The following is a 25152-nucleotide window of genomic DNA, read 5'->3' as shown; positions in this document are numbered from 1 at the left end:
AAAACCCGCCAATTATTAAATATTTGATAAAAAATAAGAAAAAGTTACAGGGTTTTTAAAGCGTATTTCAAAGTATTTCGAATTCACCTTAATAATTATATCAATCAAACTAAATTAAACTAATCAAACAATGAAACAAAAATTGACAAAGGAGGGCCTGCTTAGTTCAGTCCGACAACTGACCCGGGAAAAATGGCAACTTGGAGCGACCATTTTTGCGGGGAAAATGATAGGCTTAGGGCTTATTATTATGGCAATGATGATTTTGCCGGGAATTTTTGGAACTAAAGCACACGCTGCAGCTGAGGTTTACACGGCCCACGAAACGTCATTAATAAATACCGTTAATACAGTGTGGACGCTGGTTGCTGCATTTTTGGTATTTGGTATGCAGGCAGGCTTTGTAATGCTGGAAGCCGGATTTGCCCGTAAAAGGGAAACGGTAAACGTTCTAATGGAATGTGTGTTTGATACCTGCCTTTGCGGTATTTTGTTTTATGCTGTTGGTTATGCATTTATGTTTGGTCACGGTAACGGGTTTATTGGCTGGGGCGGATTAGGTTCTGATGGAAAAACCATCACTAACTGGTTTTTCCTGCAAAATACACCTGCTACTTACGAAGCTACCGGTATTCCTCTTTTAGCACATTGGATTTTCCAATATGCTTTTGCTGATACTTGTTCAACAATAGTTTCAGGCGCTATGATCGGTCGTACAAGCTTCCGTGGCGATATTCTTTATTCAATTGGTATTACCGGCTTTATTTACCCAATTATTGGCCACTGGGCCTGGGGACCTGATGGTTTCCTTGCGCTTATGGGTACTGCAGGAAACTTCCTTCCTGGTTTAGGACAAGGTTTCCGCGATTTCGCCGGTTCAACCGTAGTACACACCATTGGTGGTATGGCTTCACTGGCTGGTGCCATTGTATTAGGCCCACGGCTAGGCAGGATATTTGCACGCGATGACAAAGCTAAAGGTGGATTGCCTCCTGGCCATAACTTATTGGTTGCTGCTGTAGGTGGCTTTATTTTATGGTTTGGCTGGTATGGTTTCAATCCGGGCAGTACACTTTCTGCAATGGATGGACAAGGTATTGGCCGTGTTGCTGCTAATACCACACTTGCTGCTTGTTCGGCTGGCTTTACTGCCATGCTTGCCGCTTTATGGTGGGGCCCAACCAAAGGTAAATTCGATTTGGCATTTACCGTTAATGGTTTCCTTGCCGGTTTGGTTGCTATTACTTGTCCATGTTACTGGGTTAGCCCGCTGGGTGCTTTATTGTTAGGTGGTGTTGCCGGATTTATCGTATTTGCCGGTGTGTATATTTTCGAGTGGTTCCGTATTGACGATCCGGTTGGCGCAGTTTCTGTACACGGATTAAACGGTATTTGGGGTACACTTTCATTAGGTTTATTTGCCAGCGGCCAGTATGGTGCTACAGGGCCCACCGGAGCCGATAATTCAGCGCCGGTTACCGGTTTGTTTTACGGCGGTGGCACACATGTGCTTGCGGCCCAGGCCATAGGTACATTCACCATAGCAATTGCTGTGTTTGTAGTAACTTTTATAATGATGTTTGTCATTAATAAATTACCAAATCCATGGAGATTACGTGTTGAAGAGCATGGCGAAGTTGGCGTTGGCGGACTTGATGTGTTTGATCACGGAATTGAAGTTTACCCTCCGCAAGACGAGGATGTTAGCTTAAGCGGGCTGTTTGAAACAGGTGCTAAGGTTACCGCTTAATCTCTTTTAATATTACCCTTATGTGGCTGGTTTAATTAAATCTGCAATTACCAACCATCATAACTGCCAGCCGCATAAGGGTTCTTTATAACTAATACTATTTCATAACAATACATGCTGAATTATAGCCTAAAATAATTCAGACGGATATTTCTATGCTTTAATTAATTAAAATCAATCAAACTAATTCAAACTATCAATTTAACTCTTTATCATGAAAAAAAAATTTTTACTCTTTTCTTTACTTGCCGCTGCTTCCCTTTTTACTTTTAAAGCACAGGCAGCCGGCATGCCGGCTGATACAGGTAAAACTGCAGCCGTTGATCCGCCGCTGGTATTTTCAGGATCTGTTGATACTTATTATAAGGCTGATTTCTCAGGTCATCCAAACATCGGTACCAGCTTTGCAAACGAAAACAACTCCGTATCAGTGGGTATGATTGATCTGGCCCTTAAGAAAAAGGTAGGCAAGGCAGCCTTTGTAGGCGAGTTGTCTTTCGGCCCCCGCAGCGATCAGTCTATCCCTACTTCAGGTTACCATATCCAAAACTTATACGTTTCATACGATGTTACCGATAAGTTTAACCTTACCGCAGGCTACATGGCAACTTTTGTGGGTTACGAAGTAATTTCACCTGCCGGTAATTTCAATTATTCTACTTCTTATTTATTTACCAACGGGCCGTTCCAGAATGCAGGCTTTAAAGCTACTTACGCTTTCAGCGATAAGGTAAGCTTAATGGCAGGTATCTTTAACAACAAATGGAACTACTACTCATCATTAAGCGCTGATAACACAACTTATGGTGATGTATCTACTTTTGGTGCCCAGTTGATGATTGCCCCGGTAAAAGGGTGGACCGCTTATCTGAACCTGGTAACCGGTTCATACTCGGGAACAGAATTTGACCTTACTACTGCCTACCAGATAACCGGTGCATTTAAACTGGGGCTTAATGCAGCTACTTTTAAAGCACCTAACAACGGTGGTGGTTTTGACGGCGTAGCGCTGTACCCGCAATTAGCGGTATCGCCTGCTGTAACCTTTGGTTTAAGAGGCGAGTACTTTAAAGTGAAAGATAATGGTGGCAATGTAAAAGGTATTACCGTTACCTCAAACATAAAAGCCGGACCGTTAACTATTATTCCTGAAGTAAGGTTTGACAGCAAGAGCAGTGATTTTGGAACTGTGTTTACTGATAGCAATGGTGCGCTTACTAACCATGCTTCGCAATTTGTACTGGCTGCTGTTTACGCTTTCTAGGCCCTGCAATCTCTATAAAAAACAAAATAATTAAAATAAGCCGCTCTCTTTTCGGGGAGCGGCTTTATATTTATAGCATGAAAAAATTGATAGCTGTATCAGTGTTGGTTTTATTAACAACCGTGGCTTTTGCACAAAAAGATTCATTGGCGGTTGATGAAAACAATAAATATATTTATTACCAGGTTGTATCGCAGCCAGGTTTGCCTTTCGATACCCTTTTTAACCGGGCGCTTTATTTTTTTAAAAAAGCTTATCCGGAATCAGCGCTTAAGCTAGAAACCGTAGATAAAGAAAAGGGAATGTTTACCGCTTCGGGCTATTTGCTTGTGTCAAAAAAAACACTGCTAACCTCGCACGAAGATGGCGCTGTAAGTTTCTCGATGCGCGTTGATGTGAAAGACAGCAAATACCGTTACTGGCTTTCTGATTTTGTATTTAATCCATACCAGCGCAATAGATTTAATACTTATGAATCTGTGCCCGGAATTTACATTCCGCTGGAAAAACCGGAACGAAAAATAGAAAAGAAGGACCTTTTGGCATACCTTGATGGCGTACTTACCGGCAGCCGTAAAATAGGTGCAACGCTAAAACAATTTATGCTTAAAACCTCCTCGTTAAAGAAAGAAGTTAAGCTCAAAAAGATTTCTACTAAAGATTGGTAGCAAGTCTTATTACCAAAGCATTAACACCCGCTACACAAAGAATTTTTTTTAATGTGTTTAAGAATATTCAATAAAAAAGCTACACTGTTAAGGTGTAGCTTTTTTATTGAATAGTAGTTAATTTGTTAGTAATAAAGATCTTATAATTCTTCGTCGTGCTGGCTTATGTCAAGGCCAATTAGTTCTTCCTGAGGTGATACCCGCAGTTTGCTGATCATATCGGTGATTTTTAAGAGTAGTAAAGATCCAAAAAACGCAAATGCCGATACGCCAACCAGCGCGATCAGGTGGATAAAGAATAAATGTGTTTCGCCATAATAAAGGCCGTTGCCGGTGGTGTTGGCTGAGTTTACGTTAACGTGCGCAAAAATGCCGGTCATTAACATGCCCACCATGCCGCCTACACCATGGCAGGGAAATACATCAAGTGTATCATCTATATTGGTTGATGACCTCCATATCACTACCAGGTTACTTACTACCGCTGCAACAATACCTACTATTAATGAGTGGGGGATGGTTACAAAACCAGCAGCCGGAGTAATAGCTACAAGGCCAACCACCGCGCCGATACAAGCGCCCATAACAGAAGGCTTTTTCCCGCGCAGCATATCGAAAAATATCCAGGCTATTGCCGCCGCTGCCGACGCCGTAGTGGTGGTGCCCAATGCCGTTGCAGCAAGTGTATTGGAGCCTAATGCCGAACCTGCATTAAAGCCAAACCAGCCAAACCAAAGCAAGCCCGTGCCTAATAATACATAGCTGATACGGGCGGGAGCGTGCGCTTTTTCTGTACGTTGTTTAAGATATAAGGCCGAAGCAAGGGCCGCCCAGCCGGCAGACATGTGGACCACTGTTCCGCCTGCAAAATCAAGTACGCCCAATTTAAATAAAAAGCCATCGGGATGCCAGGTTGAATGCGCCAATGGTGCGTAAATAACCACCATGAACAGGCAAAGGAATATAATATAAGAGTTGAAGCGAATCCGTTCGGCAAATGCGCCGGTGATGAGTGCAGGGGTAATTACCGCAAATTTTAACTGGAACATGGCAAAAAGCACCAGCGGAATTGTAGGTGCAAGTTTCCAGGTAGCGTTACCCAGCATGCCTTTCATCATAAAGAATGTACCGGGGTTTCCTATAAAGCCGCCCATGTCATCGCCAAAGGCAAGACTGAAGCCAAATATTACCCATATAATAGTGATAACACCCATGCATACAAAGCTTTGCATCATGGTTGATAATACATTTTTTTTGCTTACCATGCCGCCGTAAAAGAACGCAAGGCCGGGTGTCATAATAAGTACCAGCGCTGTACTAACAAGCAACCAGGCGGTATCTCCCGAATTTATCTGGCTGTCTTTAATGTTTACAACATCAACTGACGGAAAAACAAGGGCAAGTATAATTACAGCTATAAGTACGCCAAAAGGTATGAATTTTTTCATGTTTAAGTTTTTTTGGGAAAAGGGAAAAAAGAAAAATTGGATGAATTAATACTGCACGGAGCTCAATCAAAACTCCGGGCAGTATTAAAAACTAAATTAAAAACAATAATTCCGTTGTGTAATCAGTACAACGGCGGATGTTTCTATTCACCTTTTAACCCTACCAAAAAGCATGAAATGGAAAGAGAATGAGTTTGCGGAACCAGGAGAGCTCGCTGTTGCCCCGCCCGCAAATAAAATTGAGGTATCTTACGGCTATGTTGTAAGTATTGGGTGCGGTATAGATAAACTGCGCATAGTGAACGGTACGCCCCTGTTGCAAATTGGAGAACTGGACAGGGATACTGTTTATTATAAATTCGTAATTAAAAGGACTTCGGGGGATTTTATTTACAGATTCTTTTACAAAAAGGGTTTTTTTTAGCTTTTCCTGGCGATTATCATGCAAAAAAGCATTAGCGGACGCGGAATATCCGATAAAGCTTAAGAAAAGTATGGCTATTATTTTAAAAAGCCTGATTTGCATACTATAAAAGTAGAAAAATTTTAAATAAAATGCATATAAAATGTAAATATTTAATTTTAATTACCCTATTTATAAAATTATTTACAAAAAGCGCCCTTAAGGTTAGATTTAATGAAATACATAAGTGTATTTATGTTAATGCTTCCATTCCTCAAAAACAAGGCAAGCTAAGCAACTAAGGCTGGTAAGCAGGTGATAGTAAACACGTCGGTTGGCCAAGAATAGCAAATGCAGCTGCCTATCTGTAAATGAGAAGGTAAGCTAAATGCCCGGATTTCGTAGAAACGCGCAGAAATTATAGAAACAGCACCCTGATTTAACAGATTTTAAAATACACTAAGTTGCATTTTCTTATCATTTTTATAATTAACTATATATTTAGTTATCAAAATACACATTGTTGCATTTGTTTGTTGATAAAATCCTAAAAGTAACAATGTTGCAATACCATATATCGGCATAGCGTTATAATATAAAATTTAATTTCAATCGCTATGCTTATCTCAAAATTTGATTTGTACAAGACCGAGTGGCTCGATCTCGTATTCGATGACCGTAACAAAGCTTACGGCGCCTACAATTTAAGGCAAACCTACGCCGGTACTATGGTAAAGGCAATGGGCATCACCTTTTTTGGTGTGGCTGTGCTTTGCGCGGCCAGTATTATATTAACACGGGTTCCTGACCGGCTACAGGTTATACACGTAATAAATGATCCGTATATTCAGCCGCCGCCAATTAAGGAAATCAAAGAAGTTAAACCACCCGAAGCCCCCAGTCACACTAAACCGGAACTGGTTAAACCCATTGCTACCATTAGGGACGTTCCCCCGGTTGTAGTTGCCGACAGTAAAGCTGAAAAACCTGTAATAAATGATCAGATTAACGCAGCAATTGGGCAAACAACCAATACTGAAGGGGACAAAGGTATTGTAAACGCACCTCCGGCAGATCATCCGGTGGGAGGAGGAACCGGGGCAGCAGTTGATAATACTGTACATGATTTTAATGGACTGGAAGCGATGCCCGAACCTGTTGGCGGCAGCGCAGCATGGGCGAAGTTTTTAAATAAGAACTTGCGGTATCCCGTGGCGGCCCAGGAGGATGGATTGAGTGGTAAAGTGTTGCTAAGCTTCATTATAGAGAAAGATGGCCATTTATCAAACATAACTGTAGATGGGGCTGCCGGGCATGGTTTTGATGAGGAAGCGCTGCGTGTATTGAAATTGGCCAAAGCCTGGAAACCCGGAATGCAAAATGGACAGGCTGTGCGCGTTAAATATTCAATCCCGATTAATTTTCAGTTAGCTGAATAGGCTTCGATTATCGCCTCTTTACGAATTGTGTGCCTGAGAACCTGAAAATAAACTTTAACCTAAAATCTAAATTCATTTGTATGCTTACCTCGAAATTTGATTTGTACAAAACCGAGTGGCTCGATCTTGTATTCGATGACCGTAACAAAGCTTACGGCGCCTACAATTTAAGGCAAACTTATGCCGGCACTATGGTAAAGGCGATGGGAATTACCTTTACCGGAGTTGCTTTTTTGGCTGGCAGTACCTTTTTGTTTAAAAAACACGTAATTGTTGATCAAATACCTAAGAATGATACTACTGTGGTCCGCCTGCATCCTTATGCAGCGCCACAGGTTGAGAAGCAAAAACCCGAAGTCATAAAGCCGTTAAAAGCAGCCGATCCAATAAAAACTATACAAAACCCTCCGCCCGTTGTAGCGCCTGATATGCTTGCAAAGCAAACTGTTAAAACAGTGGATTTAAATTCTGCCGCAAGCGGTTTGCAAACCCTAAGTGGAAAAGGTGGTGATAATATAGAAGTGCCCGTAGATGAGCCAGGAAATGGTGCCGGAAAAGCTATACCTGGCCCTGATGAAACCATTCATCCGCCAATTGGGCTTGATGTTATGCCGGCACCTGTGGGCGGCGATGCAGCCTGGGCAAAGTTTTTAAGTAAAAATTTAAGGTTTCCGGTGCCTGCTCAAGAAGAGGGAATAAGCGGCAAGGTTTTTTTAAGTTTTATTATTGAGAAGGACGGCCATTTATCAAATATAACGGTAGACAGGCCTGCCGGGCATGGTTTTGATGAGGAAGCGCTGCGTGTATTGAAATTGGCCAAAGCCTGGAAACCCGGAATGCAAAATGGACAGGCGGTGCGCGTTAAATATTCAATCCCGATTAATTTTCAGCTAGCTGATTAATGGATCGGAGTCTATTACGATAAACAACTGACTTGCGATATTACCAAATGTCGCAAGTTTTAAAACTTCCATATTGGTATCTTTGGTAAGTTATTCATTATGAAAAAAGTCGCCCTCGTATTTAACTTATTGCTGTTGATTTCCCTGGAAATTAATGCCCAGGATTGCAACGGGACCAATAAACGCGAAAAAAAAGTTTTGAAATTAATTAATTCTTTACCGGAGATATTGATTGAAAATCAATTCCGCAAAAGCGCTCATTCAGCTACATTTTTGAAAGCTTATATCCAAAAGATTCCAACTAACACAGACCACAATTATTATGTTTCAATAAGCGAGGAAAAAGGTGAGCGTTTATTTACTTATGATTGGTATAAAGTTAATAGCGGTACATACGTGATTAGTTATTATGATATGATAAACAATAAAACTATGTCATTAAAAGAATGGCGAATGCATAATAAACAGCTATCCAAACACAAAACCTTATCCTGATCTGTAAACTCTTTTTCAAAGCATTAATAAAAACCTTTCGCCTTTTACCTTTATCCTTCCACCTTTTTTACTAATTTTGTGCTTCCTTTCAAAAAAACGATATTACATTGGAGCACCAGGAATTAACCACCGTTGAAACCGCCAAAGATTTAGGCTTACTACCCGAAGAATTTGAACGTATAAAAGAAATATTAGGGCGTGTGCCCAATTTTACTGAGCTGTCTATTTTCTCGGTAATGTGGAGCGAGCACTGCTCTTACAAAAACTCAATTACATGGCTGAAAACTTTACCTAAGGATGGTCCGCGAATGCTGGCTAAGGCGGGTGAAGAAAATGCAGGCCTTGTTGATTTGGGCGGCGGCGTAGGCTGTGCCTTTAAAATAGAATCACACAATCACCCCTCGGCGCTTGAGCCCTACCAGGGCGCAGCAACGGGCGTTGGCGGTATAAACCGTGATATATTTACCATGGGTGCCAGGCCGATTGCACAGTTAAACTCGCTTCGCTTTGGCGATTTAAGCCTTGACCGTACCAAATGGCTTATAAAAGGTGTTGTTAAAGGCATTAGTCACTATGGTAATGCCTTTGGGATCCCAACAGTTGGCGGTGAGCTGTTTTTTGACGAATGCTACAACGTTAACCCATTGGTTAACGCATTTTCTGCCGGAATAGTTAGGGAAGGCGAAACCGTTTCTGCAACATCATACGGTGTTGGAAACCCGGTTTATATAGTAGGATCGGCAACCGGTAAGGATGGGATCCATGGTGCGGCTTTTGCATCCAAGGATATTACTGAAGATTCAGTTAATGATCTTCCGGCCGTTCAGGTTGGTGACCCGTTCCAGGAAAAATTATTGCTGGAAGCAACACTTGAAGTTATTAAAACAGGTGCCGTTATAGGCATGCAGGATATGGGTGCAGCAGGTATTATATGTTCTAACTCCGAGATGTCGGCCAAGGGTGAACATGGTATGGTGATCTGGCTGGATAAAGTGCCAATGCGCCAGGAACACATGAAACCATACGAGATCCTGCTTTCTGAATCACAGGAGCGTATGCTGATCGTGGTTCAAAAAGGAAGGGAGAAAGACGTGGAGGCTGTATTTGATAAGTGGGATTTGAACTGCGCCATTATTGGTGAAGTAACCGATACCAAACGCCTGGTGTATTACATGAATGGCGAAATGGTTGCCGATGTGCCTGCAGACGACCTTGTGTTGGGCGGTGGTGCACCTGTTTACGAACGCGAATACCGCGAACCTGCTTATTTTAAGGAAAATCAAAAATTTAAAATTGAAGATGTTGAAGAACCTGCAGATTTGATTGCAGTTGCTGAGCATTTGATCAGTCACCCAAATATCGCTTCAAAAAGATGGGTAACTGACCAGTACGACTCAATGATAGGTACTTCAACCATGACAACCAACCGCCCCAGCGATGCGGCTGTGGTTGCTGTGAAAGATACGGACAAAGCTATTGTAATAACGGTTGATTGCCAGTCGCGCTACGTATATGCTGATCCTGAAAAGGGAACTGCTATAGCTGTTGCCGAGGCTGCGCGTAACATTACCTGTGCCGGTGGCGAGCCGGTTGCTATAACCAATTGCCTTAATTTCGGTAATCCATACAAGCCAGAGGTTTACTGGCAGTTTGTTGGCGCCATAAAGGGAATGGGTGAGGCTTGCCGTAAATTTGAAACACCGGTTACCGGTGGTAACGTAAGCTTTTACAATCAATCCACAGATGATGGCCCTGTATTCCCAACACCTACCATAGGGATGCTTGGTGTTATGGACGATTTGTCGAACCTGATGACGTCAGACTTTAAACAACCCGGCGACCTGGTTTATTTGATAGGTGAGTCGGTTAATGATATTGCATCTTCACAATACCTGGCTTCGTATCATAAAATATCGGCGGCACCCGCCCCGTATTTTGACCTTGATAAGGAATACGATATGCACCAGGTTGTTAAACAACTGATCAGGCATAAAGTCATCCAGTCTGCACATGACGTGGCCGATGGCGGTTTATACGTTACGCTGGTTGAATCGGCGATGCCAAATGGTTTAGGATTTGAAATTGAAACTGACAGCGATATCCGCAAAGATGCTTTTCTTTTTGGTGAGGCACAGGGTAGGGTAGTAGTAAGTATTGCGCCGGAAGAGCAGGAACGTTTTATTGAGTTGATGTCAACCAGCGAGGTTGATTTTAGCCTGCTTGGTACCGTGACCAACGGGTTTTTAAACGTTGATGAACAGTTGTTTGGCCACATTACGGATATCAAAATGGTTTATGACAACGTGCTGCACGAAATTTTAGGTGCATAATGTTAAAGTTAAACCGGGTACACCACATTGCTATTATTTGTTCGGATTATCAAAAATCCAAACACTTTTACAGTGAGATACTTGGTTTAAAAATAGTTCGCGAAGTTTATCGCGAAGAAAGACAATCATATAAGCTCGACCTGGAAGTGGGCGATCAATACCAGATCGAGCTTTTTTCCTTTCCCGATCCGGCCGCGCGACCCTCGCGGCCTGAAGCAGCCGGGTTACGTCATATAGCTTTTGATGTAGATGATATTGATGAAGCTGCGGCGCATATCAAAAGCGCTAATATCTCAGTGGAAGCTATCCGGACAGACGAATTTACCGGCAAGCGGTTTACCTTTTTTGCCGACCCGGATGGATTGCCTGTTGAGCTTTACGAAGTTTGATTACCAGTAAAACAAGCCTTATATTTATCGTGTTGTTAAACATTCCGAAGTCGGCCCGGGTAAAATCTTCCTGTAGAAAGATTTAACATCTGCCCCGTTAGAAGGAAATTCAAACCAATTATGTCAAACGGAAAACAAAAAAATACTTACGACGCAATCGTTATAGGCTCGGGGATCAGTGGTGGCTGGGCTGCAAAAGAGCTATGTGAGCAGGGGTTAAAGACACTTGTTTTAGAACGCGGCCGCAATGTTGAACATATTAAAGATTATCCGACGGCTACCATGCCCCCCTGGGAATTTAAACACCGGGGACGGATGACCACTGATTTCTTAAAGGAAAATCCATTAATAAGTAAAGCAGCAGGATATGGCGAGGACAACGCACATTTCTTTGTGAAAGACAAAGATCATCCATACATCCAGGAAAAACCTTTTGACTGGATCCGTGGTTACCAGGTTGGTGGTAAATCATTAACTTGGGGGCGTGCCTGTCAACGTTGGAGCCAGTTTGAATTTACCAACCCCGAAAGGTTCGGTTACGGAATAGCCTGGCCTATTGGGTACGACGATGTAGCGCCCTGGTATTCACATGTAGAGAAATTTATAGGCGTTTGCGGCAATAAAGATGGCATTGAATCCATGCCGGACGGCGAGTTTTTGCCGCCGTTTGACATGAATGCTGTTCAGGAAGTGATCAGTAAAAAAATAAGTGAAAATTATAAAGACAGGCACCTGGTACACGCCCGCTGGGCGCATTTAACAAAACCAAACCAAATTCATTTAGACCAGGGCCGGGCGCAATGCCAGGCCCGCAATTTATGTATGCGCGGCTGTCCGTTTGGGGGCTATTTCAGTTCGGTAAGCTCAACGCTGCCCTGGGCTAAACGCACCGGCAATTTAACCATCAGGCCTTTTTCTGTAGTACACTCTATTATTTATGATGAGAAACTGGGTAAGGCCACAGGCGTAAGGGTTATTGATACCAATACGAAAGAGACCACAGATTACTTCGCCCGGGTTATATTTTTAAATGCATCTGCCTTAAACAGCAACCTGGTGCTTTTAAATTCAAAATCAAACCGGTTCCCCAATGGATTAGGAAATGATAGCGGCCTGCTGGGTAAATATGTTGCTTTTCAGAATTACCGCGCATCAGTTGGCGGCGAAATGGAGGGCTATTTGGATAGCTATTATTATGGCAGGAATCCAACGGAACTGATTTTGGCAAACTATCGCAATTTGTACACCCAGGAAACGGATTACTTTGGTGGCTTCACCACTTTTATGGGTGCCAACCGGGAGCGGGGGGCGGCCGAAACGCAGCATGGCGAAATAGGTGCAGCTTACAAGGAATCGTTAACCGAACCGGGCCGCTGGACAGTTTATATGTATATGCAGGGTGAAACAGTGCCAAAAATCACCAACCATGTACGTTTAAGCGACGATCAAAAAGACCAGTGGGGCATCCCTTTACTGATAACCTCGGTTGAGTATGATGAAAATGATGAACGGATGGTTAAAGATTTCCTGGTACAGAGCAAAGAGATGCTGGAAAAAGCAGGGTGCACAAATGTATCCACCTATGAAAATAAACAGGCACCGGGGTTGGATATCCACGAAATGGGCGGCTGCCGGATGGGAAAAGATTCCAAAACCTCATTACTTAACAAATGGAACCAGTTGCACCATTGCAAAAATGTGTTTGTTACTGATGGCGCCTGTATGACCAGCACCGGGAATCAAAGTCCGTCTATCCTGTACATGGCTTTAACAGCCAGGGCGGCAACCTATGCCGTTGCTGAAATGAAGAAAGGGAATTTGTAATTGAAACCGCCACAATTATTCAGGTTTAAACAATTCAGTGTTGATCAAACAGGGTGTGCTATGAAGATTAACACCGATGGGGTGTTACTTGGTGCAATAGCAACGGTTATGAACCCTGGGCGCGTATTAGATATAGGAACCGGCACCGGCGTAATTGCATTGATGCTTGCGCAACGATTTATTAACGCCAATGTTGATGCCGTTGAAATTGATGTATCAGCAGCCGAAACTGCCGCAAAGAATTTCAAGAATTCCATTTTTAATAAAAGGCTGCTTATTATGCCCAACAGCATAGATACTTTTTTTGACGAACATCCTGGCGATAAATATGACCTGATCATATCCAATCCGCCATTCTATCTAAACTCACTGGAATCGCCAAAAGAGAAGAAAACGCTGGCGAAACATACTGATGTGGACTTTTTTGATATGTTAATGAAAGGAATAGCAGCGCATTTATCCCCTAAAGGATTATGCTGGCTGATATTGCCTGTTCAGGCTGCGGTATTGATAAAAGAACTGGCAATGCAGAATCAGCTTTACCGGCATAAAATAATAACTATCCGTTCATTTATACACGCAGAGCCGCACCGTGAAATTGTATGTTTTGGATTGGACGATGTTTTAACCGAAACGACTAATTTTACCATTTACGAAGCTATCGGCATTTATTCGGATGAATATAAAAAGCTGTTGCAGCCTTATTTTTTAAATTTTTAGCGTACACTTTTAAACTCAATGGTTAAAATAGGCCTCATATCCGACACCCACAGCTATCTTGACGATGCAGTTTTTAAGCACTTCGAAAACTGCGACGAGATCTGGCATGCCGGTGATTTCGGCAGTATCGAGGTAGCAGATCGGCTTGCTGCTTTTAAGCCTTTTAAGGGCGTTTATGGTAATATAGATGGCGCTGAGATACGAATAAGCCACCCGGAGAATCTAAGATTTAAATGTGAAAATGTAGATGTCTGGATGACGCACATCGGCGGTTATCCCGACAGGTATAGTGCGCTCGTAAAGCCGGAAATTTATACCAACCCGCCGCAATTGTTTATCTGCGGGCATTCGCACATTCTGAAAGTTATTTACGATAAAAAAATCAGCTGCCTGCATTTAAATCCCGGTGCCGCCGGTAAGCAGGGCTGGCAAAAAGTAAGGACGTTAATGCGTTTTAGCATAGATGACGATAAAATTAAGGATCTGCAGATTATTGAGTTGGGAGGGAAGTAAGTTGATTAGTTAGTCGCTTAACTTACGTAAATTCCATATAAGTATTGATGAAAAATGTTTATTATCAGGTACTTACATCTATTCGTTCCTTGATGAAAAGCAAATACGCTGATAATCAGCATGTTTCACAGTGTTCCGTGTGTTCCGCATGCAAAAATGGAACGCTTTAGCGGCGATGATATACAAATTTGACTCATCTAAAACTACAGCTGCAAGCGATTGTAGAGAGGTTTAGGTGTTAGTCGACATTTTGCTTATGTAGAACTCACATTAATTTAATGAGCTAAGCCAATTACTAAATCAACCCACCCTTAGCATTTTCCACTTCAAAAACAGAGTCAATCAGCAGGTTTTTTTGTTTGCCGGCGGTTACAGCCAAAACATCGCAGCGTTCATTTTCCGGGTGCCCGTTGTGGCCGCGAACCCATACGAACTTAACTTTATGCAGCTTGCTTACGTCAAGATAACGCAGCCAAAGATCTTTATTTTTTTTACCGGCAAATCCTTTCAGCAGCCAGCCATTTACCCATTTTTTTTCGATGGAATCAATAACATATTTTGAATCGGAGTAGATAGTAACATCCTGGTTAGGCGTTTTTAAAGCTTCCAGGCCTTTGATAACGGCAAGCAGCTCCATGCGGTTATTGGTAGTTTTACGGAAGCCTTCAGAAAGCTCTTTATAATGCTTGCCCGAACGTAAAATTACCCCATATCCCCCCGGCCCCGGATTTCCGCTTGATGCTCCGTCTGTAAATATTTCTATCATGTGTTAGTTCATAGTTGATGTTTCACGGCAGAAGGCCATTTGTAACAAACTATTTCTCCGGCGCCAAAAATAGAAAATAAATCAAGTGAGTCCATTAACAATGAACCTTAACCATCAACTTTCTTCTTTTTTAGTCTCAGCGAATTGCCAATCACTACCACATCGGAAAACGCCATGGTGAACGCGCCCAACATTGGGTTTAAAAAGCCCAATGCCGCTACAGGGATTGCAATAATGTTATAAGCGAATGCCCAAAAAAGGTTTTGCTTAATGGTGAGCAGGGTATGTTTGCTGATCTGCAGGAACTTAACTACCGAAATCAGATCTGTATTTAGTAAAACCACTCTTGCCGATTGGATGGCTACCTGGCTGGCGTCATTCATAGAAACGCCAACATCGGCCTGGGTTAGGGCAGGGGCATCATTAATGCCATCGCCTATCATGATGGTTTTCCCTTTTTGCTTGTAAATATCAATAACCTTAAGTTTTTCTTCAGGAAGTTTTTCTCCATGTACCTCATCAATCCCTATCAGTTTCGCAACTTTTAAACAACGGTTATTTTTGTCGCCGCTTAATAATACCGGCACAATATTCATTTTTTTAAGTTGAGCGACAAGTGCAGCAGCGTCCTGTTTAATTTCATCGTCAACTGCTATTTGTGCCAGCAGTTTTTGATTTTTGTAAAGCGAAATATTAAACCCGCTCTCGTCAGCCACTTTTCCTGATCCTAAAAAGTAATGATTGCCCTCAATATCTTCGGCGCGCATACCCAGCCCTTTTTCCTCCTTAGCTGATTTTAGTATTACCTTGGTTTGCGGCAATTTTTTTAACTCGTTTACCAACGATTTGGCTATAGGGTGGTTTGAGCGTTCCTCTATAGCCATTATAACGCCTCTTACCAGCTCAATACCCGTGTCGCCCTCTGCTTTAATCTCATTAATGCGGAATTTGCCGGTGGTTAGCGTTCCTGTTTTATCAAATACCACATATTTGGTATGTGCTACAGCTTCAATGGTATCACCGCCTTTAATCAGGATGCCATTCTTTGCTGCCCTGCCCAGGCCTACCATAACTGCGGTGGGCGTAGCCAAACCCATGGCACAAGGGCAGGAGATCACCAGAACAGCTATAGCGTTCATTAAAGCGGTTTGCGGGGCTGTATGCCCGAGAAAAAAAGTAAGCACAAAAGTCAGTACCGAAATCAGGATAACTGCCGGAACAAATATGGCAGCTACTTTATCGCCCAGTTTTTGCACCGGCGGCTTGGCGGCCTGTGCTTTCTTCATCAGGTCGATTATTTGGGATAGGATGGTATTTGAGCCAACTTTTGTGGCCAGCATCGTAATATTTCCATGTACAATGATAGTGCCTCCTATAACAGTATCATATTTTTCTTTTTCAACCGGCATACTTTCACCGGTGAGCATGGCTTCGTCTACAGATGCGTTCCCCGATAATATTTCGCCATCTACCGGCACCTTATCGCCCATATTTACCAGTAGGGTATCGCCGGGGCGCACTTCTTTGGCGCTTATCACTTCTACCACACCATTAACGATTCTGTTCGCATTTGACTGTTGGATTTTAATAAGATCTTTTACTGCGGAGGTTGTCTGCGTAACAGACCGTTTTTCAAAAACATTCCCCAGCAACACCAGCGTAATAATGGTGGCACAGGTTTCGTAGAACTGGTACTGCGGACCCAGGTTCTGAATGGTGCCCACCAAACTGTAGATAAAGGCCGCCGTAGATCCCGTAAATATCAGTACATCCATATTAGGCACACCGCCCCTGATAGAGTTGATGGCGCTTTTGCCAAAGTGCAGGCATCCCACCAAAAAAACGGGAATACATAATGCCAGCTGGAAAATTGGGTTGTGAAAAAAATGCCATGGCAAAACCATATGAAGCAGCAGCGGGGCTGTGAGCACAGCGCAGAAAATAAATTTATTCTCAATCTTTTCGTAAAAAGGTGTTACTTCTGTGGCCGGGTCATCAACCACTTTAAAGCCAAGCCCCTCAATATCTTTAATAATGCCTGGAATGGTGGCTGTATCGTTGTTTGAAAATTTTACTTCTTCGCTTGCAAAATCAACGAAAATATTTTTAAGCCCTTTTTTTTCCAGGAGCTTATGAATAGATAAGGCGCAGTTATTACAATGCATCCCCGTCACGTTTAATTCAACTAATTGCTCTGCCATACTACAAAAATACCCTTGTTTAAAGCCAATAGCGTAAACGCATTGTAATATTAATTTTTGGTTGCTGTAAAGGATAAATGCATTACAAATGAACTTATTTTGGGGATAACAAAAATGATAGTTAAGGCAACTATAACATTTACACCTATTTATACTTAAAATAAAAAAGACTTTGCAAATTAGCTGAAGATTCCTATTTTTGCACTCTCCAAAACGGTAGATGTAGCTCAGTTGGTTAGAGCATCGGTTTGTGGTACCGAGGGTCGTGGGTTCGAGCCCCATCATTTACCCCTTTTATAAAAGCCCCTTTACTATTGTAAAGGGGCTTTTATTTTGCCCTCGGGGCGGATTTTGATAAAAGTAATCTTAGCATTAATGATTCTGCAGACTGCGTTTGAAAAAACTGCCGGCTGTGATTTTATATCAGTGGTCGTGATAGGTATAGCCATTACGAAACCTGATAATAAAAAGAAAAGGTCGACAGCCAGTTAACAGTGATCGACGCGATTGTCTAAATGATCGGTTTGGCAATGGTTCGGTTAAGTGAAATGTTACAACGACTATAACTGCAACACTGCGAAGGCCGTTTAATATGGTGTAGTGCAGCTTGGTGGCCAGCTCATTATTGTTCATCAATAAAATTGGATATCCAGACCACGAATTAAATCCGGCACAGATTATAAAGAAAATGCATCGGTGTAATTTAAAAATTGAGAACGCTTACCCGCAACTATTCAGCCTGACCCTTTTTTTGCATCCTCAAAATGGCTAATTTAGCAGGACATGAGCAAGGAAGCTAATAGTAAGAGCAACGGAAGACCCAAAATATTTGTTTTAGATACCTCCGTTATTTTATATGATCATAACGCGTTCGAGAATTTCCAGGAGCATGATGTAGCCATACCTATACAGGTACTGGAAGAACTGGATAACATGAAAAGCGGGAATGATACCCGCAATTTTGAAGCCCGAAGCTTTATCAGGCTGATGGACGATATTTCACAAAATCACCTTATTAACCAATGGCTGCCCCTAAAAGGCGGTAACAAGGGAAGTTTCAAAGTTATTATGGACAGCAAAACCGCCACCGACGCTGAAGCGGTTTTTGGGTCGGATAAGATTGATCACCGTATCCTGAATGCGGCCTTAGGTTTACAGGAAGAGTATCCCGGAAAAAAAGTGGTTCTGGTTTCAAAAGATATCTGCCTCAGGTTAAAAGCAAAATCACTAAACCTGCATGCCGAAGATTATGAAACGGGTAAGATAAAGAACCTTGATGAACTGTACACCGGAGAAACCACGTTAAACAAGGTGTCTGAAAAGCTGATTAACCAGTTAAATAAAGCCGAAACACTTTCAGGTACTGATTTTAACCTACAACCCGATACCATTAACCATTTTTATATTCTAAACGGTAAAAAGGGTGACGCTCCCGGTTTTTACAACTCGCAGACTGCCCAACTGGAAAAAATTACGGAGCAGCCTGTATTTAATATTTTCCCTAAAAATATTGAACAGGCATTTGCCATCCATGCGTTGCTGCATCCGGATATCAAGCTGGTTACCATACAGGGTAATGCAGGTACGGGTAAAACATTATTAGCGCTTGCCAGCGCCCTGGAGCAGCGAAAGTATTACCGGCAAATTTTTGTTACCCGGCCCATTGTTCCGCTCAGCAATAAGGATGTGGGTTTTTTGCCCGGAGATATTAAATCAAAGATAGACCCTTATATGGCGCCGATCTGGGATAATCTTAAGTTTATTAAAGATCAGTTTGCAGACGACGAGAAAATGCAGGCTAAGATTGACGAATTGGTCGCCAATGAAAAAATTTCTATTGCGCCATTGGCCTTTATTCGCGGTCGTACTTTAAGTAAAATATTTTTTATTGTTGACGAGGCGCAAAACCTTACACCGCATGAGGTAAAAACCATCATCTCGCGCGCCGGCGAAAATAGCAAGTTTGTTTTTACCGGTGATATTTACCAGATAGACACACCCTATCTGGATGCTGAAAGTAATGGATTGAGCTATTTAATTGATAAGGCAAAAGGGCACCCCCTGTATGCGCATATTACTTTACAAAAAGGGGAGCGGAGCGAGCTGGCTAACCTGGCGAATGAACTGCTATAGTTAGGTACCATTCGGTTCACTTATTATAGCGCTTGATTAAGCGGAATGCTTAATCAAGCTAATGGGATTTTTTTTGAATAACTGAACTAATTATTCCCTTGCAGATTGGAGATGGAGCGTTGCATTTGTGCCATCATACCCGTAAGGCTTTCCAGTGTTGGTTCAGGAGTAGGGATAGGCATATGGGTGGATATATATGCTTTTGCTTTCCACAGCTCCAGGATATCTTCGCCGCCAATTTCGTAAGGCTCATATACCGGGTTGTCTGATACCAGCTTTAACTTTTTATTATCCTTAAATTTGTTGCCGATGCGTTTGTAAACTACGCCTTCGTTTTTTGAGATTACTACGTAAGTTTCGGCTTGTTTTACATCGCCCCAGTTTTCAACATACTCACCTATTATAATGGTGCCTGACTGCAGGGGCAGCATCGAATCGCCCTTAATTTCAAAGGCGCGATAGGTGCCCTGCTTAAACATTGGTAAATAAAACTTTGGCAACTTGGCCACATATTCAGGGTCTGCATAGCCATTCAGATAACCCGCGCTTGCTTTTAAAGGCACCAACTCAATATTTTCATTATCGTCCTTATCAACCGAAATACTCAAAACACGCAGGTTAGCAGGGTTTCCTTTAGGTTTAGGCGCCCATTTCTCGTCTATGACTTCGTTGATAAAATCATCAATAGAGATCTCAAAGAATAATGCTATTTTTTTTAGCAGATCGTATTTCGGATCAGCCCTTTCCTCTTCATAAGCGCCTACCAGTGACCTCTTTATGCCCAATTCGTCAGCAAATTGCTGCTGTGTAAGGCCTTTCTTTTTACGGAGAAATTTAATATTTGAAGGAATATTTGACATAAAATTTGGAATTGCTAAAATTATTAGTATTTTTATGCTCATAAAATTAGTAATTATTTTTTAACCAGCAAATTTTATTTATCAATATGAAACGCTTCATCTATATCATTACTGACAGAAACCGCAATAATTTACATGTAGGCCTATGTTCTGACCTGTTGAAAACTCTTGATTTTTATCGGCAGATGCCTACTTTGTTTTTTGATAATTCAAAACAGCTTAACCGTTTGGTGTATTTTGAGGAGATAAATACGGAGGAGCAAGCAATGGAGCGCTTTAAAACAGTTAGCACCTTTACAAGGCCCCAAAAAGAAAAAATGATCAGACCTGTTAACCCTGATTGGGTAGATCTGACCATTGGATTAAATTATGAGAGTGGTGTGCGGGTTAGGCCTCAGCTTCGCCCTTCCATAAGCTCAAGCAGAAAAGCAGTTACTTTTTAATGAATTTTAGCGCACCTGAGTTCATGCAATATCTTTTTCCGCCCCTGTCGGCAGGGCCGTCATCAAATACGTGACCGAGGTGTAGTCCGGTACTTTTTTCAATAACTTCGTCACGGGTTTCGCCGTAGCTGTTATCTTTTACAATTTCAATTTTTTTAGAGTCAACCGGCTTTACAAAACTTGGCCAGCCTGTACCACTATCAAATTTGTCGTCTGAGGTAAACAGCACCTCACCGGTAGCAGCGCTCACGTAAACGCCTTTCTGATGGTTGTCATGATAAGCATTTTGAAACGGCGCTTCTGTTCCGCTTTCAACCATTATATGGTATTCATTTGGGGTAAGGATCTTTTTCCATTCCGCAGGAGCTTTGCTCATCTTGCGTTTTGGGTCAAACTTTTTTAATTGTTGCCCGCTGCTCAGCTGGCAGCCCAATGTAGTAACTACCGTTAATATCAACAGCGCTAAAATTGATTTTTTCATTTATTTAGTTTTTTATTTAGTCGGATTCATTGAGATATCCTTACAAACTAAATTACGAAATATTATGAGAGCGGGTTTGTCAGCGCCAGGTCTGTTTATATATTTTTAGTTTTGGGTACCAATACAGCATTAATAATGTGCAGCATGCCATTGCTTTGCTGAATATCAAATTTGCTTATGATACACTGCCCGCCGTTATCATCTATCAAAACAATATTTCTGTTTACGTCAATTTTTGCGGTCAGCTTAGTGCCCGCGATGGTAAGGAAGCTGGCCTCACCATTATTTGAAGTTATCTTTTTTTGAATGTCCTTAACACTCAAACGGCCAACAACGGCGTGGCTGGTTATCAGGTAACTCAAATCGAACTTGTGGCTTGGCTTTAATAAAGTGTCAAGTTCGCCGGCCGGAAGGTTTTCAAACGCCTTGTTGGTTGGTGCAAAAAATGTGATGGGGCCTTTACTTTTAAACGTTTCTGTTAAACCGGCATCTGCTATAGCCCTTACAAGTAGGCTATATTCGTTTGAAAGTGCTATGTTTTCGATGATATTATTTGAGGATACCATTGCAGTACCATTCACATTTTTCACTTTACCCCACTTCGCTTTTACTGAATCAATAACCGGGCGCACAGCTGTTGTACTTTGGGCAAATAAGCTGCGGCCGCTGATAGCTATCAATAAAATTATCAACCATTTTTTCATTGCGGCAAAAGTAGGGGGAAAAGATTTAAGAAGCAAGGGCGACGGTCACATAAGCGTAAAGAGGCCGGGAGCACTAAAGAATAAATATTAAAAAAAGCAACAGCAGGCAGGAGATAGTGATTTAAGATCACTGTCTCCTGCCTGCACATTTGTAACCTTAAACTACCAGCCTGGTGTAAAGCCCAAGCCAAATACAGGTTTGGTTACGTCGGTACGGTTAAACGGTACGGCAAGGTATGGCTCCAGTACAAAGTAACCAAATATGTTAATCCTTAATGAAATACCGGCGCTTAAGGCAGGTACCCTTTGATTAGGGTTATAAATGGTTTGGCCTTTTGCATCGGTACCTATAGCATCCGGCGCCTGCTGAAATTTTATCTGGTCGCCGGCGTTCCATGCTAAGCCGGCATCAAAAAAGGCATTTAGTTCGGTAAATAAAATTTTTGATTTAAACTGCGATAGCTTTTCGGGGCCGGTAAACGGCAGCCGTACCTCAAAGTTTGCTACCGCAATACGATTTCCTGATAACTGATCAATCGTAAAACCATTGGTAGGCGTCTTTCCTTTTCCGTTATAAAAAGTCTGTGCTTCGTAGCCGCGGATCAGGAAAGGATAACCGGTATACAGCTGGTAAAGATTGCCTGTGTTACCAAAGCGGCCATAGCCATAGAAACGGGCGGCGAACGTTACCGGTGCAACGCGAAGATATTCCCTCAGGTCGATCGTTGGCGCAAAAAAGCGATAGGTACCAAAGTCGTATTCTGCCTGCAACCTGTAACGGTAACCACTTAATGGTGATGCGACGCCGAAGAACGAATTATCACCAACCAACGCCGTATTCAAGTTGAAAATCGTGAACGGCGTTAAGCTGATCCCGTTATTGGCCGGATCTGAATTATATTCAGTATTGGGCACATGGCGCTTGGTGTAGTCAAGCGCATTTCCCAGTGTATCGTAAACGGTGGTATAGCGGTCAACCCTGTAATAATAGTGCGATAACCCTGTGCCAAATTCAATCCTTGTTTTTTTTGTAATAGGGTAGGATGTAAATAAAGATACCTGATCCTGGAAAATACGGATAAGGTCATATCTTTCTTCAACCGAAGGAACGGTAGTTGTGCTGTTGGGCTTATAGGTTGAATTTACCACGCTGTAATTAGCGGTCTGGAACGGAATGTGGGATATGCTTCCGCCAATGTTCCAACGGCCGGTTTGATTAATGTAGGTAAACTGCCCTCCGAAATCATAAACAGCACCATTTACCGCAACACCGGCGTAGATCTGGTTACGGCCAAGAATATCGCTAAAAACACCCTGGACTCCGCTTGACAATCCCGCGCCAAACTGGCTTACCGATGCACCTACGCCGCTGCTGGCCAGGTAGTCCATTTTAAACTTTGGTTTATAAGGGATGGTTTTTATTGAGTCTAACGGTAGTTTGGGGTAAGCAAGGTAATTGTTTAAGTTTGAATTGATCAGGTCGACGCCTACAGACCGCGCTGGCGGAAGGATGCCGGCGCCAAAATCACTGGCCTGCATATCAACATTCGTCGGCTTAAAATCTGTTGCTTTTGCATTGTAGATGGAATACTTCTGTTTGCTGTAATAGGAATATACGATATCGTTATTAGCTGAAACACTTAATGCCGGAGAATATTCAGTAATCCCGCAAACGCCTGTAAACAGGTTGGTCATTTGTTCTACCTTACCTGTAGCCGAGGTGTACCTGTACATGTTTCGGAACCCATCGTGGTTTGACAGGAAGTAGATCTGTGACCCGTCAGACGAATACTGCGGATTTAAATTATTCGCCCCACTGAATACGTTGATATCGTTAACTTTTCCGGTAGCGAGGTCTAGCTCGGTCAGGCTGAATGTTAATTGGTAGGATAATGACTTATCGTATGTAGTTCTGTCGCTCGAGAATACGATCTTTTTTCCATCCCTCGAAAAACTTGGCTGGTAATCCGTGTATTTATCGTTTGTTAACTGTTTAACCTGTTTGGTGTCAAAGTTATACAGGTATAAATCTCCCTGACCTTCGGCAAGGCCCTGGAAAACAATGCTTTTTCCGTCGGGTGACCATGATAAGTTGCTGAACTGCTCAGCTTTACCCATGGCCACATCGTTGACAATGCTGCCCGAGGCTACGTCAACAACTACCATTCGGTTTATGCCTTTATTAAACACACTGAATGCAAATTTTTTACTATCCGGCGACCAGGCACCTGCTGATTCGATAAAATTGAACTCATCGATATGGGTATTGGATACCTTACTGGTGAGCTTTCGCATTACCCGCCCTGTCTTGGCATCGGCCAGGAACAGATCTACCGCAAATAAATTCTTTTCTGACAAAAATGCAAGGTATTTGCCGTCGGGGCTCACTGCTGGGGCCAGGTTCATTTTTCCTGAATTACGCTCGTCAATAATCCTGTTTCCCACAGGTACCTGTAAAGTGTCTTTTAAATAAGGTTTATAGGTAGCCTCAATTGAGCTTTTCCATAAGCTTGAAAGGGTTTTATCGTCGTACCCGAAGGTGCGCCTGATACCATACGCAAGGCCAAAGCGGGCTGTGTTTTTAAAGAAAGGTACGATAACTGTATCACCATAGGTCGATCCAATAAATGACCAGAATGCCTCGCCGTAACGGTAAGGAAAATATTTATTGCTTTCGGTTAGATCCCTCACCGTGGGTATGTCATGATTTAAATAAGCATCACGCATCCACATGGCGGTATATGAGTCTTTTTTTCCTAATGAAAGATATTCTGCCATACCTTCTATCATCCATAAAGGCAGATTGCCAATATTTTCGAAGGTGGTGGAGTCGCCGCCCTGTAAAGCATGGTATTGAAACGCATGCACCAACTCGTGGCCAATAACGTGGCGGGTCATTTGGTTAGTTTCCATAACCGGCATAACCACCCGGTTCTTTAGTCCTTCGGTAATACCGCCGGTCCCCACATCAATTTCGCCGTCAATTGCCGTAGTTTGTTGAAAATCAGGATGGTCAGCGTATAGAATAATTGGGTTTGGCTTTTTAAATGTATCCCTGAACACCTGTTGATGTAAAGTGTACCAAAGCTCACTTTCCTGAGCAAAACGTTTGATCATACTATCGTTTTTCAGGTAGTAATAGATCTCGAAGTGCGGGGTTTTATAAACCTGGAATTTAAGATTTTTGTACCGTACTTTATTTTGACCGAAATATTGGGCCCTGGCATGCAAGCTAAGCAGGAGCGAACCCAGCATACAAAATAATATTACGTGGTACTTTCTTATTGTAACGGGAGAAAGGAATTGTTTATTCATATGGTGACAGATAGAATAAGCGATAAAAGTAGTTAAAAGTTAGTTCAGGTGGTAGGGTTGTGTTTGTTATAAATGTTAAAAAATTGAGCACCTTCTTTTTATTA

The 25152-nt window shown here is 42.3% G+C and carries 21 protein-coding genes and 1 tRNA gene; 15 read left to right on the top strand and 7 right to left on the bottom strand.

Annotated elements, in window-relative coordinates; genetic code table 11:
* The first annotated feature begins 130 nt into the window (after window positions 1–130).
* The 3 genes from MuYL_RS14850 (at window position 131) to MuYL_RS14840 (ending at window position 3682) form a co-directional block, all read left to right on the top strand.
* Window positions 131–1750 (top strand): ammonium transporter, encoded by a 1620-nt coding sequence (locus tag MuYL_RS14850; protein WP_094571314.1) that lies wholly within the window; start codon window positions 131–133, stop codon window positions 1748–1750.
* Between the two features lie 214 nt (window positions 1751–1964).
* A complete protein-coding gene (locus MuYL_RS14845; RefSeq protein ID WP_094571313.1) occupies window positions 1965–3014 on the top strand; it encodes a porin in 1050 nt (349 codons plus the stop codon).
* A 77-nt stretch (window positions 3015–3091) separates the two neighbouring features.
* Complete coding sequence (locus tag MuYL_RS14840) at window positions 3092–3682, top strand: DUF4468 domain-containing protein (protein ID WP_094571312.1); 591 nt, start codon at window positions 3092–3094, stop codon at window positions 3680–3682.
* Window positions 3683–3822: 140 nt separating this feature from the next.
* Here MuYL_RS14840 and MuYL_RS14835 read toward each other — a convergent pair whose 3' ends face one another.
* Complete coding sequence (locus MuYL_RS14835; protein WP_094571311.1) at window positions 3823–5130, bottom strand: ammonium transporter; 1308 nt, start codon at window positions 5128–5130, stop codon at window positions 3823–3825.
* A 172-nt stretch (window positions 5131–5302) separates the two neighbouring features.
* Between MuYL_RS14835 and MuYL_RS14825 the strand changes: the two genes are divergently transcribed.
* The 9 genes from MuYL_RS14825 to MuYL_RS14785 all read left to right on the top strand — a co-directional run bounded on the left by MuYL_RS14825 (window position 5303) and on the right by MuYL_RS14785 (window position 14145).
* Window positions 5303–5554, top strand: a complete 252-nt coding sequence (locus MuYL_RS14825; RefSeq protein WP_094571309.1) for a hypothetical protein — start codon at window positions 5303–5305, stop codon at window positions 5552–5554.
* 596 nt (window positions 5555–6150) lie between these two features.
* Complete coding sequence (locus MuYL_RS14820) at window positions 6151–6972, top strand: energy transducer TonB (protein ID WP_094571308.1); 822 nt, start codon at window positions 6151–6153, stop codon at window positions 6970–6972.
* An 80-nt stretch (window positions 6973–7052) separates the two neighbouring features.
* Window positions 7053–7874: an energy transducer TonB gene (locus tag MuYL_RS14815; protein WP_094571307.1), complete on the top strand. Its 822-nt coding sequence runs from the start codon at window positions 7053–7055 to the stop codon at window positions 7872–7874.
* Window positions 7875–7973: 99 nt separating this feature from the next.
* Window positions 7974–8369, top strand: a complete 396-nt coding sequence (locus tag MuYL_RS14810) for a hypothetical protein (protein WP_094571306.1) — start codon at window positions 7974–7976, stop codon at window positions 8367–8369.
* A gap of 107 nt (window positions 8370–8476) precedes the next feature.
* Window positions 8477–10699 carry a phosphoribosylformylglycinamidine synthase subunit PurL gene (purL, locus tag MuYL_RS14805; RefSeq protein ID WP_094571305.1) on the top strand — a complete coding sequence of 741 codons (2223 nt, stop codon included), beginning with the start codon at window positions 8477–8479 and terminating at the stop codon, window positions 10697–10699.
* Window positions 10699–11088, top strand: coding sequence for an SMU1112c/YaeR family gloxylase I-like metalloprotein (gene gloA2 / locus MuYL_RS14800; RefSeq protein WP_094571304.1), 390 nt, complete (start codon window positions 10699–10701; stop codon window positions 11086–11088). The genes purL and gloA2 overlap by 1 nt, the downstream gene beginning before the upstream one ends.
* Before the next feature lie 120 nt (window positions 11089–11208).
* Window positions 11209–12912, top strand: a complete 1704-nt coding sequence (locus tag MuYL_RS14795) for a GMC oxidoreductase (protein WP_094571303.1) — start codon at window positions 11209–11211, stop codon at window positions 12910–12912.
* A 60-nt stretch (window positions 12913–12972) separates the two neighbouring features.
* Entirely contained in the window at window positions 12973–13632 is a 660-nt protein-coding gene (locus tag MuYL_RS14790; RefSeq protein ID WP_094571302.1) for a tRNA1(Val) (adenine(37)-N6)-methyltransferase, read from the top strand.
* A gap of 18 nt (window positions 13633–13650) precedes the next feature.
* Window positions 13651–14145: a metallophosphoesterase family protein gene (locus tag MuYL_RS14785; RefSeq protein WP_094571301.1), complete on the top strand. Its 495-nt coding sequence runs from the start codon at window positions 13651–13653 to the stop codon at window positions 14143–14145.
* 295 nt (window positions 14146–14440) lie between these two features.
* Here MuYL_RS14785 and rnhA read toward each other — a convergent pair whose 3' ends face one another.
* Both rnhA and MuYL_RS14775 read right to left on the bottom strand, forming a co-directional pair.
* Window positions 14441–14911 (bottom strand): ribonuclease HI, encoded by a 471-nt coding sequence (gene rnhA / locus MuYL_RS14780; protein WP_094571300.1) that lies wholly within the window; start codon window positions 14909–14911, stop codon window positions 14441–14443.
* A gap of 107 nt (window positions 14912–15018) precedes the next feature.
* Window positions 15019–17112 carry a heavy metal translocating P-type ATPase gene (locus MuYL_RS14775; protein WP_094571299.1) on the bottom strand — a complete coding sequence of 698 codons (2094 nt, stop codon included), beginning with the start codon at window positions 17110–17112 and terminating at the stop codon, window positions 15019–15021.
* Window positions 17113–17328: 216 nt separating this feature from the next.
* Here MuYL_RS14775 and MuYL_RS14770 point away from each other — a divergent pair.
* Together MuYL_RS14770 and MuYL_RS14760 are read left to right on the top strand one after the other, a co-directional pair.
* Window positions 17329–17402 (top strand) — tRNA-His (locus tag MuYL_RS14770).
* Between the two features lie 493 nt (window positions 17403–17895).
* Window positions 17896–19245: a PhoH family protein gene (locus MuYL_RS14760; RefSeq protein ID WP_094571298.1), complete on the top strand. Its 1350-nt coding sequence runs from the start codon at window positions 17896–17898 to the stop codon at window positions 19243–19245.
* 86 nt (window positions 19246–19331) lie between these two features.
* Here the strand turns inward: MuYL_RS14760 and MuYL_RS14755 are convergent, their stop codons facing one another.
* Window positions 19332–20105, bottom strand: coding sequence for an XRE family transcriptional regulator (locus MuYL_RS14755; RefSeq protein WP_094572962.1), 774 nt, complete (start codon window positions 20103–20105; stop codon window positions 19332–19334).
* Window positions 20106–20191: 86 nt separating this feature from the next.
* Here MuYL_RS14755 and MuYL_RS14750 point away from each other — a divergent pair, with 86 nt between their 5' ends.
* Complete coding sequence (locus tag MuYL_RS14750; RefSeq protein ID WP_094571297.1) at window positions 20192–20548, top strand: GIY-YIG nuclease family protein; 357 nt, start codon at window positions 20192–20194, stop codon at window positions 20546–20548.
* Here MuYL_RS14750 and msrB read toward each other — a convergent pair.
* The 3 genes from msrB to MuYL_RS14735 all read right to left on the bottom strand — a co-directional run bounded on the left by msrB (window position 20538) and on the right by MuYL_RS14735 (window position 25048).
* Window positions 20538–21029 carry a peptide-methionine (R)-S-oxide reductase MsrB gene (gene msrB / locus MuYL_RS14745; RefSeq protein ID WP_094571296.1) on the bottom strand — a complete coding sequence of 164 codons (492 nt, stop codon included), beginning with the start codon at window positions 21027–21029 and terminating at the stop codon, window positions 20538–20540. The two genes, MuYL_RS14750 and msrB, sit on opposite strands and share 11 nt — an antisense overlap.
* 95 nt (window positions 21030–21124) lie before the next feature.
* The gene (locus tag MuYL_RS14740) at window positions 21125–21733 is read right to left on the bottom strand and encodes a fasciclin domain-containing protein (protein ID WP_094571295.1); all 609 of its coding nucleotides are present in this window, start codon (window positions 21731–21733) and stop codon (window positions 21125–21127) included.
* 162 nt (window positions 21734–21895) lie between these two features.
* Entirely contained in the window at window positions 21896–25048 is a 3153-nt protein-coding gene (locus MuYL_RS14735) for a DPP IV N-terminal domain-containing protein (RefSeq protein WP_317043850.1), read from the bottom strand.
* Window positions 25049–25152: the final 104 nt, after the last annotated feature.

The organism is Mucilaginibacter xinganensis (assembly GCF_002257585.1).
Taxonomy (GTDB): domain Bacteria; phylum Bacteroidota; class Bacteroidia; order Sphingobacteriales; family Sphingobacteriaceae; genus Mucilaginibacter; species Mucilaginibacter xinganensis.
Note: the sequence above shows the minus strand (reverse complement) of the source record. Positions and strands in the feature narration are given on the sequence as shown.